The organism is Alteromonas sp. ABV4_515 (assembly GCF_056160345.1).
The window spans coordinates 359811-377210 of the sequence record NZ_JBSWWZ010000001.1 but is presented as its reverse complement, the minus strand read 5'-3'; the positions used below and the strand labels follow the sequence as shown (position 1 = coordinate 377210).

The following is a 17400-nucleotide window of genomic DNA, read 5'->3' as shown; positions in this document are numbered from 1 at the left end:
ATTTGAGCAAAACAGTCAATTGATCGAAAAGAACACTGCAAACTTAGTTCCATCTTTCAACTTTAGTATAGTTCAAATGGTAACTATGCGACTTGTCGATAATTATTCTTTTGAACACTGTAAAGGGCGAATCGATGCAAGCTTTGTAATACACCATAAAAGCCTTTAAAGTCGGTAAATATTACAGGCACAGTGCACTATGGAGAGGATAATTGAACAATAACAGAGCAACCATCAAGCAGGCAGTCAAACTGTTCTGTGCGGCATGTTTTATGACAAGTGTGAGTTACTCTGTTAGTGCTTACGACAGGGTAACCGGAAAAATGTTTGCCAGCCGCTCAGAAGTTATTGCGCAGCACGGTATGGTGGCCACTAGCCAACCGATGGCAACCCAGGTCGGGTTAGACGTGTTAAAGCAAGGCGGCAATGCGATCGACGCGGCAATAGCTGCGAATGCCATGTTAGGTTTAGTCGAACCCACCGGAAGTGGTATTGGCGGCGACCTGTTCGCCATTGTCTGGGATGCAGAAACAAAAAAGCTTTACGGGCTTAACGCTTCAGGACGTTCTCCGCAGTCTCTCACCAAAGATATCTTCCTCGATAGAGGGTTAAGTAAAATCCCGTCATTCGGGCCGCTGCCTGTATCGGTGCCTGGTGCAGTTGACGGCTGGTTCGAGCTTCATAGCCGTTTCGGCTCACTGCCCATGTCATCTATTTTGACGCCGGCTATCGAATACGCCAAGCAAGGCTTTCCCGTGAGCGAACTCATTGCTTACTACTGGGACATGAATAACAAACGAATCGGACAATATCCCGGTTTTGCCGAGACTTTCCTGCCAGACGGAAAGCTTCCACAGAAAGGTGATACCTTTAAAAACCCTCGTCTTGCTGCGACTTACGAAAAAATCGCAACGGGCGGACGTGATGCGTTCTACAAAGGAGATATTGCCCGCGTTATCGATGCGTACATGAAAGCGCAGGGCGGTTATCTGAGTTACGAAGATTTGGCTGCGCATACGTCAGAATGGGTCGAACCTGTATCGACCAATTATCGCGGCTATGATGTTTGGGAATTGCCGCCCAACGGACAAGGCATTGCTGCACTACAAATCCTCAATATTCTTGAACAGTACGATATTGCGAGTATGGGATTTGGTTCTGCTGATTACATCCATACTTTTGTCGAGGCGAAAAAACTGGCTTTCGAAGACCGCGCTAAATTTTACGCCGATATGCACTTCGCCAGCGTGCCGGTAGATTGGTTAATCTCTAAAAACTATGCTGAACAGCGCAAAGCCCTTATCAAAAATGATACCGCGGCGAAGCGCTATGATGCCGGATTGTACGACGGCGACACCATCTACCTCACTGTGGCAGACAAAAGCGGCAATATGGTTTCTCTTATTCAGAGTAACTACCGCGGCATGGGCTCGGGTATGACGCCCACCGATCTCGGTTTTATTTTGCAGAACAGAGGGGAGTTGTTCACGCTGGAAGAAGGCCACGCCAATGAATATCAGCCAGCAAAGCGTCCGTTCCATACCATCATTCCGGCTTTTGTTACTAAGAACGGCAATCCCTGGTTAAGCTTTGGCGTAATGGGCGGTGGCACGCAACCGCAGATGCACGCGCAAATCATCGTAGATCTCATCGATTTCGGTATGAACTTGCAGGAAGCGGGTGACGCGCCTCGTATTTTGCACTCTGGTTCGAGCAGCCCTACAGGCGCACTGATGACCGACGGCGGTTTCGTTCATTTAGAATCTGGCGTGAGCGCACAGGTAAAACGCGAGTTGCTGGAACGGGGCCATACACTGCAACCTGCGGTGGGAGTTTATGGCGGATACCAGGCGATTATGTGGGATAATAAGCGAAAAGTTTACTTTGGTGCCTCAGAAAGCCGAAAAGATGGACAAGCCGCGGGTTATTGAGCCAAACTAATACCTATAGGTCCGGCGGAAAACACCATAAATTCAATAACCAGCGGGCGAATGGAAGAATAAAATGAGTCAACCTCAAAAAGGGGTGTGTGCTGAACCAAACCTGCATGCGCAGTATTTGCTGCTAAATGTCGTGGATGACGATGCGGAAACGGTTAGAGGCAAACTCGCCCGGGTTTTGGATATTTTTGATTACTACGAAAATGAGCACTACGAGGCCATGCTGACGGGGATGGTCGCCATTGGTGCTAATTTCTGGACAGAGGTGTACCCCGGCTTTATTCCTACCGAGCTGGCGCCGTTTCCTGATATGCAGTGTGAAGACAGAACCGCGCCAGCGACACCCTGCGATCTTTTCATTCAAATTCGTGCCGACCGTCTCGATATCTGTCATGCCGTAGGCATGGAGGTCATGGAGCTGTTGCGGCTGCATGTCGAGCTGGTAGAGCAAGTCCGCGGCTTCCGCTATCTCGATGGCCGGGATCTCAATGGCTATATTTATGCCCCCGATAACCCGCGAGGCATGCAGCGGCGAAAAGTGGGGTTGATTAACGATGAGCAAAACGAATTTGTTGCGGGAAGTTACGTGCACGTTCAGCGTTATCGCCACGATTTGCGGCGCTGGGAAAGTTTGTCTATGAGACAGCAAGAGCAGGTGATGGGGCTCACTCGCGAACATAACCTTGTCAGTCAAGAGCAAAATCCTATGTCGCACTGCATTAGAGCAAGTGTGAAGTTCGCTGACGATGATTTACCGGGGTTAATTAAACAAGGTATGCCGTACGGCGACCTGAGCACACAGGGGCTGTTTTTCGTTAGCTGCGGTGCCAGTGCACAGCCATTTAAAGCCATGTTGCATAGCCAGGTATTTGGGACAGGCGATGGCGACTATGATCGCTGGCTGGATTACACCAGTGCAGAAAATGGGGCGGCGTTTTTTGCTCCTTCTGTCACCTTCATCCGCGAACACGCGAAACAAAGCCTCGAGTAAGTTGCAGGGGGCTTACTGGCTCAGGCTGAGGGCGCCGTCCCAGTCTTTCGGTAAGGTTAATCCGCGATATTGCAGGCACACGTCAATATGATGCTGAGCAAGCTTATCTTCAGGATTAATTTGCTGTGCTTTCATGAAGTGGGCCAGCGCATCATCCCATTCCTGACGAATTCGACAGGCTAATCCGGCGGCGATTTGCGTTTGTACTGACAGACGCGCTTTCTGCTCTGCTTCACTAAGATGTTCCAGCACTTCATACACTTCAATGGCAGACTGACGCCCTTTCACTCGCACCCAATCGAGCAAGCGTGTTTTAAGCGGATAATCGGCGCCAATGGTTTGCAGGGTTTGCGCACTCACAATGATATCGGCATTGTATTTCGGCGTTAGCGACTCGAGTCGAAACGCGATATTCACACTGTCTCCAAGTACCGTGGTATCCATACGGTCATCTGAACCTACAGTACCAATAATAACGGGGCCAAAGTGAATGCCGATGCCCATGTTGATAGGCAGATACTCGCAGTTGTCGCGATGTGAATTGTATAAAATCAGCGCTTTGCGCAGGTCGATGGCAGCCTGAATAGCATCCCGTGCTTTATCTTTTGGCGAGCCACCGGGATGGTCGAACAGCGCCATGATAGCATCGCCGATAAACTTATCGATGAAGCCGCGATTCTGGTGAATAGGGTCGTTCATACGCAGGAAGTAGGAATTCAGAAACTTCATCAATTCCTGTGGGCTTAAGCGCTCTGAAAGGCCAGTGAAACCGCGTATATCGCAGAACAGGATTGCCACTTCGTCTTCGTCAGCGTGACCCAATTCCAGGGTTGAGGCCGGCCCATGTTTTGCAAAATGCTCAACAAACTGGCGTGGGACAAACTTCTGAAACGTTTTGGTTAGCAGCATGGCCTCATTGGCTTTCTCGGCATAGCTAGCTTCCCGTTCATCGGGAGAGTCTTTGATGGGCGTGTTGCGCGGATGCGTGTTTTCTAATTCATTCTTCAGAAAACGGATTTCCTGACGCTGCTGTTGCAGCAAATACACGGCGACACCGCCAAGGGCGATAAGCAGAATTATGAGTAACCAACTTAACGTCATGGTGTCACCGCAATCCGGGTTTTACAGCGAACCCAGCACTTTGTCAGCTGCTTCGAGGGTTTTTGCTACCACATCTGCAGTATGCATGCTGGAAACAAAACCTGCTTCGTAGGAAGCTGGTGCCAAATACACACCTTCTTTCAGCATGCCGTGGTAGAACACTTTAAACTGTTCCTGATTACAGTTAATCGCCTGCTGATAGTTGGTCACCCGCTCAATATCAGTAAAGAACAGGCCAAACATGCTACCGGCCACATTGGTGCTCATGGGAATGCCATGTTTGTCGGCAATTGCTTTGAAACCGTCGGCCAGCGCCTGGGTCTGGGTGAAGATTTCTTCGTACATGGCGTCGTTATCAATTTGGTCCAGTGCGGCTAAACCTGCAGCCATCGCAACCGGATTACCTGACAAGGTGCCAGCTTGATAAATCGGGCCGGTGGGTGCGATATGTTCAATGATGTCGCGACGACCACCAAAGGCACCTACTGGCATACCACCACCAATGACTTTTCCTAAGCAGGTAAGGTCGGGTTTGACGTTATAACGAGCCTGTGCGCCACCTTTAGCCACGCGGAAGCCTGTCATCACTTCATCAAAAATCAGCACGCTGCCGTAGTCATCACAAATTTTACGCAGGCCTTCTAAGAAACCTGGTACCGGAGGAATACAGTTCATGTTGCCGGCCACCGGCTCAACGATGATACAAGCAATGTCGTCGCCGTATTCTTTGAAGATAGCTTCAACGCTTTCCAGGTTGTTATATTCAACCGTTAGCGTGTGCTGTGCTACGTCAGCAGGCACGCCAGGTGAGCTTGGTACGCCAAGCGTCAGCGCGCCCGAACCGGCTTTTACCAGCAGAGAATCGGCGTGACCATGGTAGCAACCTTCAAACTTAACCAGTCTGTTACGGCCTGTGAAACCACGGGCCAAACGAATGGCTGACATGGTGGCTTCGGTACCGGAATTCACCATGCGTACCATCTCCATAGACGGTACCAGTTGGCTGACTTTCTCAGCCATGATGATTTCTGCTTCCGTTGGCGCACCAAAGCTCAGTCCATTCTGCGCAGCGGTAACCACCGCTTCACGAATTTTGGCATTGTTGTGACCCAATACCATTGGCCCCCATGACTGCACGTAATCAATGTAACGATTGTCGTCGGCATCCCAGATATAGGCGCCGTCGGCTTTGGTGATAAACCGTGGCGTACCACCTACGGCTTTAAATGCGCGTACCGGCGAGTTCACGCCGCCAGGAATGGTTTTCTGGGCGCGGGCAAATAGGGCTTCTGATTTTGTTGTCATAGTAATTACTGGCTCTTATTTGTGTACCAAACCACGTCGCGTTCATATTTTGCGACCAAATCCTCAACGCCCAGCGTCAGGGCAAAAAGTGCCATTCTTACCAACACACCGTTATCGGTTTGACGGAAGATAGCGAGGTTTGGGTTGGAATTTAAATCGTTATCAAGCTCGTTAGCTTCCATACGGGAGTCTCGGGGAAGTGGATGCATGATCACGGTTTTTGACTGAAAGTGTTTGGTGTAAATGGTTTGATTCAGGCGGAATCGGCCACGGTATTTGTTGGCTTCTTCCTGTGAGGGGAAACGCTCTTCCTGAATACGGGTTTGATAGCAGATGTCGGCTTCAACGCGACCATCGATATGGTCGGTGATGGTGAGCTTGTGACCGGCATTTTCAATGGCATCGATAATGTAATCGGGCATCGCCAGCTCAGCAGGTGCAATCAGCGTAAAATGAATGTTGTCGAACAGACACAGTAACTTAGACAAAGAGTGTACGGTTCGGCCATAGCGTAAATCGCCAATCATGGCGATATGCAGTCCATCGATGCCTTTGCCATTGTATTCCAGCTCACGTTTAATGGTGAACAGGTCGAGCAGCGCCTGTGTGGGATGCTCGTTGGCGCCGTCACCACCATTGATAACCGGTACCCGGCTACCTTCGGCAAATTCTGCCACTGAACCGGCCTGCGGATGGCGCATGGCGATAATGTCGGAATAACCACTTAACACCCGCGCGGTATCGTACAACGATTCCCCTTTCGCCAGGGCTGAGTTACTCATGCCGGTCGTTTCTCTTACTTCACCGCCTAACAGGTTGAAAGCGGTACCAAAACTCACTCGTGTTCGGGTGCTGGGTTCGAAGAATAAATTGCCCAGAATGGCGCCATCCAGCACGGTCGTTCGTTTTTGACGACGGGCGTAAGGTTCCATTGAATGGGCCACAGCGAAAACTTTTTCGATGGCGTCACGGTCGAATTGATTAACCGAAAGAATATGATTGCCAGTAAACTGTGACATTAAGCGCTCTCAATAAATGAAACAAACCTGAATAGTTTATCAAAAACCGCTCTAGGTGTAGAGATAAGATCGCTAATTAGGATTGTGAGTTTTTCTTCATGCAATCAGATAAACTGATCCTGTTATACTCAGGAAGGTTAACGATGAAAGAGCGTAATCCTCATTCGCAGTCCCGAAAGCCCCGCTCCTGGTGGCAAACCGACTGTGTGAAATGTCAGCGTATGCGTATGATCGTGTTGTGGGCAATTATTGTTTTCGTGGTGTATTTCTATGTCTGGAACTGATTCTGATTCGATTTTTGTTCGAGCGACGTCCAAAAGCAACGGTATTACCGCCCTGGTGCTAGGCGGTGTCGGTCTTTGCGTGTCGGCAGTCTGGCTTAATGTGTTTCCTGAATGGTTATTTCTTGCCGGTATTTTTCTTACCAGCGCGTCTATTGTGTCGCTGCTAATAGGGTGGTTTAAAGTGCGTGAACCCCAGTTCAGTATCGAAATTTCGCCAGACGAAATTCGCTATCACCATCGACTGGGAAATTGGCTGTTAGATTGGGACAATGTACAGCGTGTGGGGTGTCCCCGGGTGCAGCAAGGGCTCGACCATGTTGACCTGGAAGCGGTAGGTATTCGGATTAAAGATTATGGCGCGTTTCTTAATCAGGTTTCACCGCGCCTGGCTACCCATCTGCTGATGGAGCAGCGACCACTGTTACTGCATCAAGAGAATAACTGTAAAACCGGTGCCTGCTTTGATCAGAACATGTTTGATGATAAGCATTACACCGCCGCAGACGCGCAAACCTTTACCGGGGTTAAAGCTATGTTGGCAAACCGCATGACCCAGCTTAGAGAACTGCTCGGTTATGACGTTTTTATCTCGTCTTCAGATATCGACAGAGAGCCCACAGAGTTTGCGGCTTTCTTACGCCAATGTCAGCAAGCGCGGCAAGAACGCACAGTAGGTGAAGCCTGATAATCTGAGAGGCCTGACAATGCACCAGGCCATCATTTAGCTTAGCTACGAAATGAGTAACTCATTTCTTCCATGAAGCGGCGGGCTTCGGTCATCAGAATATCGCATTCAGACAACAGCGCGGGTAAGTGTTCTGCCACTAGGAAATGCTGTTCTAGTTTAAGTGCGGTTTCCAGCTCGTTGGCCAGTTCCTGCAATCGGGGCACACCGGTATAACAACAGGCACCATGCAGCTTGTGTACTTCCGCTTTTAGTCCGTCGTAATCCTTACTTTCCCACATGAGTTTTAGCGAAGCCGTTGTAGGCGGCAGCAGCATGATGAAATCGCCCAGCATGGTGCGGGCAGCATCTGGGTTCTGGTTCGTGCGTTTCACCGCCAATTGCCAATCAAGAGTGGGTAATGCCATGGCGGCAGGTGCCACGTTCTGACACCAGCGTTTGATGAGGTCTAGCAATGCGCCCATTTCAATAGGCTTAGGCAGATAGTCATCCATGCCCGATGCCAACAAGCGCTCTTGCTCTTCTTTAAAGGCGTGAGCGGTAACCGCGATGATAGGCGTGCCCATGTTCAGTGCCGTTTTACGGATTTGTCTGGAGGCTTGTAAGCCATCCATGCCGGGCATTTGTACATCCATCAAAATGAGATCGTATTCTGTGCTGTGACAGCGGTTTACCGCGTCTTGTCCGCTCATCGAGGTGGTCAGGCTTACAGGAGAATGGTCCAGCCAGGTATGCAGCAGCTTCAGGTTCATTTCCATGTCGTCGACGGCCAGAATGCGTGCTTTCGGCAAGGAATTCGTTTTTTCCTGTAACGGGTTGCGACGTTTAGCGGTTTTTTGATGCAGCAAACTTTCCAGTTTTGTGATCGTTACCGGCATACGAACCTGTTCATGGAAATGCTGAGCAAGGCTGGGATACTGATTAAACGGCTCTGGGCCGGAGTACCAGAGAATGCGCTTCTTCGCCGGAAATTCCACGGCTTCAGAGATATATTCGTTTCTGGATGCTATACGCGAAACCGGCACGGTTGCAAACAGTAAGTCTGCCTGCATGTCCAGGCCACGCAGGCAGGCAACAGATTCTACCGAGGTCACATTAGCGCCCAAATGTTTGAGTAACGATGCCGACGCCCGACGGGTATCGGGAATAGGGTCGAGTACTATCACCCGTTTGCCAATCCAGTCTGCGTTAGGAGCCAATGTGTACTTCTGGCTAAGCTGATTAGCGCGCAAGGTAATGTCAAAGGTACTGCCAATACCCGGTACACTGGTAAGGTCTAGCTTACCGCGCATCAGTTTGATGAGCTCACGGCAAATGACTAACCCCAAACCGGTTCCCTGATAACTGCGATTCAATGCATCATCTATCTGCGAGAACGCGTTAAACAGCTTTTTCTTGTCCTGGCGGCTAATCCCGATTCCGGTATCTTCAACCCGGAAGTGCAATTCGTGAATACCATGAGGTAGCGATTTACCCTTTACCGAAAGCGTAATAGTGCCGGAGGAAGTGAACTTTAACGCGTTGCTCAACAGGTTGTTTAAGATTTGCTTTATGCGGAAAACATCGCCGATGAGTTTTTCTGGTAACGGCGCAAGATCAAACACAAATTCAATACGCTTCGCATGGGCCGATTTGGCCATCATGGTCACCATGTCTTCCAGTAACTGATTCGGTGAAAACGGCTGGTTATTGATTTGCAGCTTACCGGCCTCAATTTTCGAGAAATCGAGTACATCATTGACGATACCGAGCAGATTGTCTGCTGCTGTGTTGATTATGCGAACTTGCTCTTGTTGCTCCACAGGCAGGGCCGTGTGGGTTAATTCCTTACTGAACCCCAGAATGGCGTTGAGCGGGGTGCGGATCTCATGACTCATGTTGGCGAGGAACTGAGATTTTACGTTACTGGCTTTAATGGCATCTTTACGTGCAATATCCAGTCGAGCGTTCTGCTCTTCAATCAATTCCATGTTATTACGCAAGTCATTGGTGGCCTGATCCACTTCAGATTCCATTTGGCTGCGACTTTTTTCCATGAGCGCGAACGAAAACATGCCTGCTTCAAGGAATACCCCAACCTGAAAACAATAAGTCGTAAAGTCGTTAGACGGCAGCAGTCCTACCAAACTCAGCATGCCGATAATGGCGCTTGCCGCCAACATTGACCAGGCAATGATAAAGTAGCGAGCGGGCTTGAAATGGTTAAAGAAAGCTTCAAAACCGGCGTAGATATAACTGCAAATGGCAATCATGCCCACGCCATACACCAGATTGTTTTTCCAGATATGGGGAAGAAAATCTACCAGGCAGGTTAGCCCCACAATAAATTGAAGTAACAGCAACGACTGGATCACGGGGTGTGCCGTGGGCGCGTTGTTCTTGGTTTCCAGAAATGACAGGGTAAAAAAGCCGGAACACATTCCGATGATCACGAATATTAGCTCGGTGTGCGAGGCGAACCAGGGCGCCAGTCCATCGCTGACAAACAGGTGTAAGTGACCGCCCCAGACAAACTGCCATAACATTACAGCCAGAATGTAGCCCACATAGGCCATTAGGCTGGATTCTTTGGCATCAACAAACAATACGAAGTTGTAGATGGCGAGAATGATCAGGCCGCCGTAAAACAAGCCCCACATTAAACTGTCGAGTTGGGCTCCAAAACTGTGATGCTGTTCCGTTTCAGCGCTTAACGGCACAATTAACGCCGAAGAGGTGCTTTCAATTCTAAGATACAGCTCCATGGGGGTATTAACGGGAAGTTCTACACGCATAGTAGGAACGCGATAGATTTGCTCTGACTGCAGCTTTCCCTGGTGACTTTGCTTTACGATCTCATTGCCTTCGACCAGATAAAAGTCCACTTTATCAAGCTGACTAAAATCGATATTGAATACCCAGTCATTGGCATTGCTGGTGTTATTAATTTTTGTGACCAGCCACAGCGCGCGGGACTGAAAACCAAAATTAGGGTTCGATTCGGTATAGAGCCTGAAATCTGGACGGCGTTTGATTGCTTCACTGATGGTCAGTTGAGAATCCGTCTCAAAATAAAACTCAAGGTTATCCGTTAATTTGGTTTCGACTTCTTCATTGATGAGTTGCAGCGTAGATTGCGCCAGCGCAGGCGACAAACTCACAGACCACAAAAACACCACGGCAAACCAGGACCACAGTACTGCGCGCATTCTTAATATCAGATTGGGGTTACATGCGCCTATTAAACCACCAAGCAAGGCGTTTGTACAAAAAAGCGCATGCTTTACAAAAAAAGGATCACTTTTTTAAATAATTAACAATGTGGAAGGCGTTTTCATTAGAGTGAAAAGGGCTAGTTGTAAGCCTGATGAAACAGGGCTTGCGGCACAATGGCGCCGGCATGTTGAATGACGATACCTGCTACCTTCGCGGCCTGCTCGGCAGCAGCTCGCACTGGTTTACCTTGCAGTCGGGCGGCAAGATAAGCACCGGTAAAGCCGTCGCCGGCTGATGTGGTATCGATAACCTTTTCGACAGGCGTTACTTCCACGCTCACCATCGTTTCGTTATGCAGAATTTGAATATGGTCTGTGCCATTCTTACAGACTATTTCACTCACCCCCATGCTGGCCAATGCGTCCATGGCATCGAAACCGTCCTGATGACCAAACAATAGCTTGTGCTCTTCAATGCCGGGAAACGCAATATCCGTTAGTTGGTAAGCGCGCTTAGTCCACAGAGCAGCCTCGTCTGCAGACTGCCACAGCGCGGGGCGATAATTGGGGTCAAAGGCAACCTGAGCACCCGCTTCCCTGGCTTCACACAGCATATGAAGTAGCTGCTCCCGCTGACCGTTATCCAGCACGGCCAGCGTAATGCCGCTGAGATAGATAAGGTCGACTGCCGGCAGGAGGCTGTTTTCTTGCAACCAAAGATTCACCCATTGCTTAGCCGCAGAGTCGTTTCGCCAATACTGAAAGCTACGTTCACCGTCATCGTCGGTGTGAATTGCGTATAATCCGGGCTGCTTATTGGGGTGAGATAAAATCATCGATGTATCAATGTGTTCACACTGAATCACCGATTTCATGTGCTCGCTTAGGGTATCGCAGCCAAGGGCGGTAAGCAGGCTTATTTCACCTTCTGGCAAACAGCGCTTTAAATACACTGCTGTATTATAAACGTCGCCAGCTACACCCTGACGGAAATGACCTTTGTCCGCCTCAGAGAGCTCAATCATCACTTCTCCGGCCAGGGTACAGCGGCGGGGACGGCTATTCGATAATACTGCTGATTGCAACATGGGTTTCTCTATGGCCTGCTAGGAACTGCTAACACGGTCAAGCTGATAGGCATCTTTATAGATGCCTCGTGCCGCTTCTTTAACCATTTCGGCCACTTTCGGCACCGCGCTTTTAGGGAACACTGCCGCGGGTGCAGTAATGCCTACTGAGGCAACCACTGTTCCCAGACTGTTTCTTACCGGCACCGCCACGCAACGTACATTCTCATTGTACTCACGCTCATCAACCGCATACCCCAGGGCACGTACGCGGTTTAGCTCTTTTTTGAGATCCTGCATGTTGGTGATGGTAAACGGCGTATGCTTCTCCATGGGGTGTTCCGACAATAGCAGCTCCAGGTTGTCGTAATATAAGAACGCCAGGAACACTTTGCCGGTGGATGAGCAATGCATTTGCGCTTCTACACCGGGGCGTTTCGATACCATCAGCGGATTCGGGCTGTCGAACACTTCTACAATTAGCGCCTTGCCATGATTCGGCACCGCCAGGTGTGCCGTGTGGCCGGTACGCAGCGCCAACCGCTGAATGTGTGGAATGGCCATTTGCTGCATGCGATCGGAATGGATGATTTGCAGGCCTAGCTGCATTAGATTGGCACCGCTGAAATACACCTTTCCGCGCTTCTCCAGCATTTCTTCGGATACCAGGGTACGCAGCAGACGGAAGACCGTGGTGCGAGGTAAATTTAGTGAAGCTTCCAGCTCTTGCATGGTCATTCCGCGGTCGCGACTGGCGAGCAGGCGGAAAACTTCACATGCATGTACAACGCTTGGGATCAGATAACGTTCTGTCATGGTTGTGTCCTTGTTTATCACTTTGGCTAGCGAGCCAAAAATCCACCGTCGACAGCCAGAATGTGGCCGTTGACATAGTTACTGGCTGCGCTGGCCAGAAATACCGCCGCACCTTGCAGGTCTTCGGCTTCACCCCAGCGGTTTGCCGGAATGCGTTTTAATATTTCGGTACTGCGGTTTTCATCGTCCTGCAATGCCTGAGTGTTGTCTGTACGAATATAACCAGGAGCAATGGCGTTCACCTGCACATTGTGGGTGCCCCATTCGTTAGCTAAAGCTTTGGTGAGACCGGCAATGGCATGTTTACTGGCCGTGTAGGCAGGCACAGTAATGCCGCCGCTGTAACTCAGCATGGAGGCGATATTAATAATTTTTCCGCTACCCTGTGCCACCATGGCTTTACCAATAGCCTGAGAGAGAATGAATGCGGAGTCGATATTGACCTGCATCACCTGCTGCCATTTATCCAGTGGGAACGCTACGGCAGGGGCGCGGAAAATCGTGCCGCCATTGTTCAGTAGAATGTCCACACCGCCATACATCCCCAATGCGTCTTCGGCCAGCCTGATGGTTGCCTCTGCGTTACTGAGGTCAGCAGCCAACGCCGTAGCTTCACTACCGGCATCGCGGATGGCGGCAACGGTGTCGTCACAACCACTGGTGCGGCTGCTGGCACAAATCACTTTGGCTCCGGCTTTGGCGAAGCCAATGGCAAGCGCCTGACCAATGCCACGACTGGCTCCTGTGACCAGGGCTACTTTACCTGTTAGGTCAAAAGAAATACTCATCCTTAATTACCCTCTTTATTGTCATTCGTTTTGGCCACTTCCACGGCATAAACGTGAACCGGGCCGTGCATGTTCGAGCGGAATACCACCCATTTATTGTCAGGAGTAAACGTTACGTTGGGCTCCAGCCGGTAATCATGGTTTTCCATGTTCACCAGGCGTTCTGCTTTGAGAACCGCAGGCTTAATCAGGGACTCGGCATCCGGTGCACTTATTCCGGCCACATCGTTAATGGGTTCATCGCGAAATAGGTAAATCCACTTGCCGTCTTCAGCCCTGGCCACCATTTCCTCATCGCCACCGTCGCCGGCAAACAGGGAGCCATCTGGTGAAACGTTAAAATGCACTGACCAATAATCACGAGGCAGATGACGCCACACGCGTTTGCCGGTGTTTAAATCCACGCTGGCCAGCCAAAATACTTCGCCACGGGGCGTTTGCAGGTCATAGAAAATCCGTTCGCCGCTGGCGTCGAAAAACTCATGCCCGGCAATCTCCATATTCATGGTGCGGGTGTGCATTTTTCGAATATCGCTGCCATCCACGTTCATGGTCCAGATGCGATCGACTTTGTGCCACGGGCCTTCATGACAGAACATGATTTTATTTGGATCTGCAGGCGAGAACTGAATGTGATTGAGCCAGTCAGTTGCCTGGTGGATAGTACGTTGTTCACCGGTGCGGGTATCGACCACAAACATCTGCATAGGAATGCGTGCTTCCAGACGTTCATTGATGCGCACTTCTTTGGCATCGGCAAAACTCAGCGGATTACCGTTTTTGTCGGTGGCTTCATATCGGGCTTCAAACCGCGCGTGACGGGGGCCTGATTCCATGCTGTATTCCTGCTCAGCAAAGGCACCTATCAGCAGGGTTTCATCTTTGTTGATGGAGTGCACCTTGCCCCGGGGAACCGTAGCCACATGCTTTACTTTGCCGCTATCGATGTTGATGGCCAGTACTTCAGTGGGAGACTGTAGCTCATTATTGGCTACCACTTCGCCGGTACCGGCGCCTTCAATACGAGTCACATACACATTACGGCTCGACGGACCCATGAACAGAATGCCTACGTCCGGATCTTCAAAAATCCGTTTTACCGAACCGTCTTCCAGGTTCACCACTGCTACACCTTTAGGATTGTCCACAGAAATCACCAAGGATTTGCCGTCGGCGCTGTAGGCGTTTTGATGGAAGTATAGCGAGCGGGAGCCGGCTTCTTCCGAAAGTCTGACAACACGGTGACCGGTGTCTTTATCAATCCAGGATTTTGGAATGGATTCGTCAGCTTGGGCAGGCACCGAGGCGATGAAGCTTGTCAGCACAATGCCAGCGAACAGCTTATACATTGGCATTGTGAGTTCTCCCTGATGCTGTGCCGTCCTGCTGAACCGCACCCACCGTGTTGTTACCCCAAAGTTCTTTGTAACTAAAGCCAGAAAGGTCTTCCACAATCGCCTGGTTTTCCGGGCTGGTGGGTTGAGTATTGCCTGCTTTGAAGTGCTCGATTTCATTCATCAGCACTTCATGCGTTTCTTTACTCAGGCGGAATTTGGTGGAAACAAAGAAGCCGAACAGCAGTACCAGGATCGGGCCGATAGCCATCATCAACACAATGGTAGATATAGCCTGGCTATTTTGTGTTTCGGCATTGGAAACAAAACCACCGAACTCTAGAATGATCCCCACCGACATCACGGCAAGTGCTTGGGTGGCTTTACGGATGAAGGTCATCACGCCGGCAAAGCTGCCTTCACGACGACGTGCCGTGACTATCTGATCCACGTCGGCCATGTAATTATAGGTATTCCAGGGAATGTAGTTCAGCGCTCCCCGGCCTAAACCGGCAATAACGACACCCACAACCAGCCACACAAAGTTAAAGTTGTCGGTGGTGGCGTACATGGCAACCAGCGAGATTATCGCAATAATGTACAGTGTCACGGCGACACGATAGCTGGGGGACGGGCCAAATCGCATCACCATAGGAATGGCAACGGCAACGGCAAATAGCTGTGCAACATAAGTCACGGCCATCATTTCAGACGCAATGACTACCGAGCCGCCAATGGCGAATACCACAAAGTAAGTGAACACGGCGTTGAACACATCCTGGCTGATGTAACCACCCAGATACATGCCCAGATGCAGACGAAACGCACGGATTTTCAGGGTAGACATGAGGTTGGTATAAAGCGCCTTCATGGTACCTGATAAAGTCCAACCTTCGCCTTTTGTGAGTTCCTGCTCGCCCACTTCATCGAGGTCGCGCTCCCAGGTGAACATCCACACGGTAAACACCACAATCATGAACAGTATCGAGAAGATAATACCCATGATCAGGAAAGTCGAAGCCGATTCTTTGCCACCAACGGCGCTAACAATCCAGGCTGGCAGAATACCGGCTAGGATTGCAGACATCTGACCGGTGAGAATACGTGCGCCGGCGAGTTTTGCTTTCTTCTTGTAGTCGTCTGTCATTTCCGCTGCCAGGGTTTCATAAGGAATGATAACCGCGGCATAAACCAGCTCGAAGAATACGTAAGTGACCAGATAATAAAGGTAGTGCTGGCCGCTTACCCACATCAACGCAAAGCTAGGTAGCAGGGGAATAGAGAAAATCAGGAATACCCGACGACGGCCAAAACGGCGACCAATTCGGGTATTGCCTAAACCGTCGGATATGTGGCCGAGCAGGGGAGAGGCAACGGCGTCCAGAATACGCGCAATCGCGAAAATACTGGCAGCCTGAACAGCAGACAGGCCACAGAAGGTGGTATAGAAAAACAGGATCCAACCGCTGATAACAGCCATGGAACCGGCCCCAAGAATATCGTTGAGGCCGTAAGCGACATAGTTTATCGGTTTGAGTTCACGTCGTGCCATCGTGCTCTCCCCCTTATTATTTATCGGTTAGATGTAGGCGTTCATGTATTCAACGAGGGCGAGAATTGCCATCGACTGACCGTAAGGCATAGAAGTCAGCGGAATATCTTTGTATCCCTGCAAGGTGTCGAATACCGGCGTGCCGAAAGACACCTGTTGCAGTTCGCCGGTGTCGTCGATGTTCTCCAGCACTGCTTTAATGGCCTTTTCTGCACAAGGCAGGTATTCATCGCTGATGTAGCCTTTGCGCACAGCCTTCATGATGCCGTAGGCAAAACCAGCAGCGGCAGACGCTTCAAGATAAGAAGTCGGATCGTCCAGCAGGGTGTGCCATAGGCCGTCTTCATGTTGGGTTTTAACCAGCGCTTTAACCTGTGCTTCTAAGGTTTCAATTAAGAACATGCGGGTAGCGTCGGTTTCAGGCAGATTCAGCAACTCAATAAACTCAGGAATCGCGATGGTGACCCAGCAGTTACCACGGGCCCACAGGGCATCTGCGAAGTTGTGACGACCGTCGAATGTCCAGCCGTGGAACCACAGACCGGTTTTTCTGTCTGCCAGGTATTTGGTGTGCAGCATGAATTGGCGCTTGGCTTCTTCCACGTAGTGGGGGCGATCCATCAGTAAGCCTATTTTTGCCAGCGGCATCACGCTCATCATCAGCGTGTCGTCCCACATTTGCTGATAGTTGACTGAGTTGAAAACAATGTGCTGGATACCGTTTTCTTCGGTGCGAGGAATGCCATCCATGATCCATTCGGCCCACACATCCAGGTAGGGTAAATAGCTACGGTTACCCGTGCGCTCCTGCATGTAGGCAAGTGTGAGGAAAGGCGACATGGTATTTACGTTTTTGGTCGGTGTGCCTTCGGCGAAGCGATTGGCGAACCAGTCTTCGATGATTTCCCGGGCTTTATCGTCGCCGGTGATATCCCAGTATTTAAGCAAACCATAAAGGCCGATGCCGTGGGTCCATTCCCAGTCGTTCCAGCCCTTGGTATCAATGATTCTGCCGTCTTCCAGCTTTAGTAAGAATTCACCGGTTTCGTCGGTGATATTCACCAGGTTGTCGATGAGTTTGTTTATTTTCTGACGAACGGTGGAATAGGTGATGTCGTTAACTCGTGCAGGCATGTGAAATCCTTATTGAAACCAAACTTCGGTACCGTCATGTACCTGAAAAAATCAATTTCAATCACGTTACATCGCTTCACATCACATTAACAATCAAATTGTAAAACTACGTGACATTAATTTCACATTTGGAACACTAAGTTCAATAGGTAGTTTAATTATGAAAAAAAGGGCAGCATTGCTGCTGCCC

14 protein-coding genes are annotated in these 17400 nt (G+C 50.1%); 4 read left to right on the top strand and 10 right to left on the bottom strand.

From position 1 onward, the window contains the following. Positions 1-272 precede the first annotated feature (272 nt). A complete protein-coding gene (ggt, locus tag ACXAGX_RS01625; protein ID WP_474836809.1) occupies positions 273-1931 on the top strand; it encodes a gamma-glutamyltransferase in 1659 nt (552 codons plus the stop codon). Positions 1932-2004: 73 nt separating this feature from the next. Further along, positions 2005-2931 carry a Dyp-type peroxidase gene (locus ACXAGX_RS01620; protein WP_474836124.1) on the top strand — a complete coding sequence of 309 codons (927 nt, stop codon included), beginning with the start codon at positions 2005-2007 and terminating at the stop codon, positions 2929-2931. Between the two features lie 12 nt (positions 2932-2943). Here ACXAGX_RS01620 and ACXAGX_RS01615 read toward each other — a convergent pair whose 3' ends face one another. The 3 genes from ACXAGX_RS01615 to ACXAGX_RS01605 are packed head-to-tail and all read right to left on the bottom strand — an operon-like array spanning position 2944 to position 6356. Further along, complete coding sequence (locus ACXAGX_RS01615) at positions 2944-4032, bottom strand: adenylate/guanylate cyclase domain-containing protein (RefSeq protein ID WP_474822396.1); 1089 nt, start codon at positions 4030-4032, stop codon at positions 2944-2946. A 21-nt stretch (positions 4033-4053) separates the two neighbouring features. After that, on the bottom strand, positions 4054-5337 hold the full coding sequence (gene hemL / locus ACXAGX_RS01610) for a glutamate-1-semialdehyde 2,1-aminomutase (protein WP_474836122.1): 1284 nt from the start codon (positions 5335-5337) through the stop codon (positions 4054-4056). Positions 5338-5342: 5 nt separating this feature from the next. Next, the gene (locus tag ACXAGX_RS01605) at positions 5343-6356 is read right to left on the bottom strand and encodes an aspartate carbamoyltransferase (RefSeq protein WP_070126482.1); all 1014 of its coding nucleotides are present in this window, start codon (positions 6354-6356) and stop codon (positions 5343-5345) included. A gap of 143 nt (positions 6357-6499) precedes the next feature. On the opposite strand from ACXAGX_RS01605, the gene ACXAGX_RS01600 reads away from it, so the two are divergent. Both ACXAGX_RS01600 and ACXAGX_RS01595 read left to right on the top strand, forming a co-directional pair. After that, entirely contained in the window at positions 6500-6640 is a 141-nt protein-coding gene (locus ACXAGX_RS01600) for a hypothetical protein (protein ID WP_474822385.1), read from the top strand. After that, positions 6627-7325, top strand: coding sequence for a DUF2982 domain-containing protein (locus tag ACXAGX_RS01595; RefSeq protein ID WP_474836120.1), 699 nt, complete (start codon positions 6627-6629; stop codon positions 7323-7325). Before ACXAGX_RS01600 ends, ACXAGX_RS01595 begins: the two co-directional genes overlap by 14 nt. A gap of 41 nt (positions 7326-7366) precedes the next feature. Here ACXAGX_RS01595 and ACXAGX_RS01590 read toward each other — a convergent pair whose 3' ends face one another. The 7 genes from ACXAGX_RS01590 to bglB all read right to left on the bottom strand — a co-directional run bounded on the left by ACXAGX_RS01590 (position 7367) and on the right by bglB (position 17210). Beyond that, positions 7367-10513, bottom strand: coding sequence for a hybrid sensor histidine kinase/response regulator (locus ACXAGX_RS01590; protein ID WP_474836118.1), 3147 nt, complete (start codon positions 10511-10513; stop codon positions 7367-7369). A 143-nt stretch (positions 10514-10656) separates the two neighbouring features. Beyond that, positions 10657-11607 (bottom strand): sugar kinase, encoded by a 951-nt coding sequence (locus tag ACXAGX_RS01585; protein ID WP_474836116.1) that lies wholly within the window; start codon positions 11605-11607, stop codon positions 10657-10659. Between the two features lie 18 nt (positions 11608-11625). Then, complete coding sequence (locus ACXAGX_RS01580; protein WP_070126486.1) at positions 11626-12402, bottom strand: IclR family transcriptional regulator; 777 nt, start codon at positions 12400-12402, stop codon at positions 11626-11628. A gap of 26 nt (positions 12403-12428) precedes the next feature. Beyond that, the gene (gene kduD, locus ACXAGX_RS01575; protein WP_474836114.1) at positions 12429-13190 is read right to left on the bottom strand and encodes a 2-dehydro-3-deoxy-D-gluconate 5-dehydrogenase KduD; all 762 of its coding nucleotides are present in this window, start codon (positions 13188-13190) and stop codon (positions 12429-12431) included. Between the two features lie 2 nt (positions 13191-13192). Continuing rightward, a complete protein-coding gene (locus ACXAGX_RS01570) occupies positions 13193-14545 on the bottom strand; it encodes an oligogalacturonate lyase family protein (protein ID WP_474836112.1) in 1353 nt (450 codons plus the stop codon). Then, complete coding sequence (locus ACXAGX_RS01565; protein WP_474836110.1) at positions 14532-16076, bottom strand: MFS transporter; 1545 nt, start codon at positions 16074-16076, stop codon at positions 14532-14534. The genes ACXAGX_RS01570 and ACXAGX_RS01565 overlap by 14 nt, the downstream gene beginning before the upstream one ends. A gap of 27 nt (positions 16077-16103) precedes the next feature. Beyond that, on the bottom strand, positions 16104-17210 hold the full coding sequence (gene bglB / locus ACXAGX_RS01560) for a beta-galactosidase BglB (protein WP_474836108.1): 1107 nt from the start codon (positions 17208-17210) through the stop codon (positions 16104-16106). Positions 17211-17400: the final 190 nt, after the last annotated feature.

Coding starts and splice junctions, on each gene's coding strand:
- ggt (WP_474836809.1), top strand. CDS start 273: ATGACAAGTGTGAGTTACTCTGTTAGTGCTTACGACAGGGTAACCGGA.
- ACXAGX_RS01620 (WP_474836124.1), top strand. CDS start 2,005: ATGAGTCAACCTCAAAAAGGGGTGTGTGCTGAACCAAACCTGCATGCG.
- ACXAGX_RS01615 (WP_474822396.1), bottom strand. CDS start 4,032: ATGACGTTAAGTTGGTTACTCATAATTCTGCTTATCGCCCTTGGCGGT.
- hemL (WP_474836122.1), bottom strand. CDS start 5,337: ATGACAACAAAATCAGAAGCCCTATTTGCCCGCGCCCAGAAAACCATT.
- ACXAGX_RS01605 (WP_070126482.1), bottom strand. CDS start 6,356: ATGTCACAGTTTACTGGCAATCATATTCTTTCGGTTAATCAATTCGAC.
- ACXAGX_RS01600 (WP_474822385.1), top strand. CDS start 6,500: ATGAAAGAGCGTAATCCTCATTCGCAGTCCCGAAAGCCCCGCTCCTGG.
- ACXAGX_RS01595 (WP_474836120.1), top strand. CDS start 6,627: ATGTCTGGAACTGATTCTGATTCGATTTTTGTTCGAGCGACGTCCAAA.
- ACXAGX_RS01590 (WP_474836118.1), bottom strand. CDS start 10,513: ATGCGCGCAGTACTGTGGTCCTGGTTTGCCGTGGTGTTTTTGTGGTCT.
- ACXAGX_RS01585 (WP_474836116.1), bottom strand. CDS start 11,607: ATGTTGCAATCAGCAGTATTATCGAATAGCCGTCCCCGCCGCTGTACC.
- ACXAGX_RS01580 (WP_070126486.1), bottom strand. CDS start 12,402: ATGACAGAACGTTATCTGATCCCAAGCGTTGTACATGCATGTGAAGTT.
- kduD (WP_474836114.1), bottom strand. CDS start 13,190: ATGAGTATTTCTTTTGACCTAACAGGTAAAGTAGCCCTGGTCACAGGA.
- ACXAGX_RS01570 (WP_474836112.1), bottom strand. CDS start 14,545: ATGCCAATGTATAAGCTGTTCGCTGGCATTGTGCTGACAAGCTTCATC.
- ACXAGX_RS01565 (WP_474836110.1), bottom strand. CDS start 16,076: ATGGCACGACGTGAACTCAAACCGATAAACTATGTCGCTTACGGCCTC.
- bglB (WP_474836108.1), bottom strand. CDS start 17,210: ATGCCTGCACGAGTTAACGACATCACCTATTCCACCGTTCGTCAGAAA.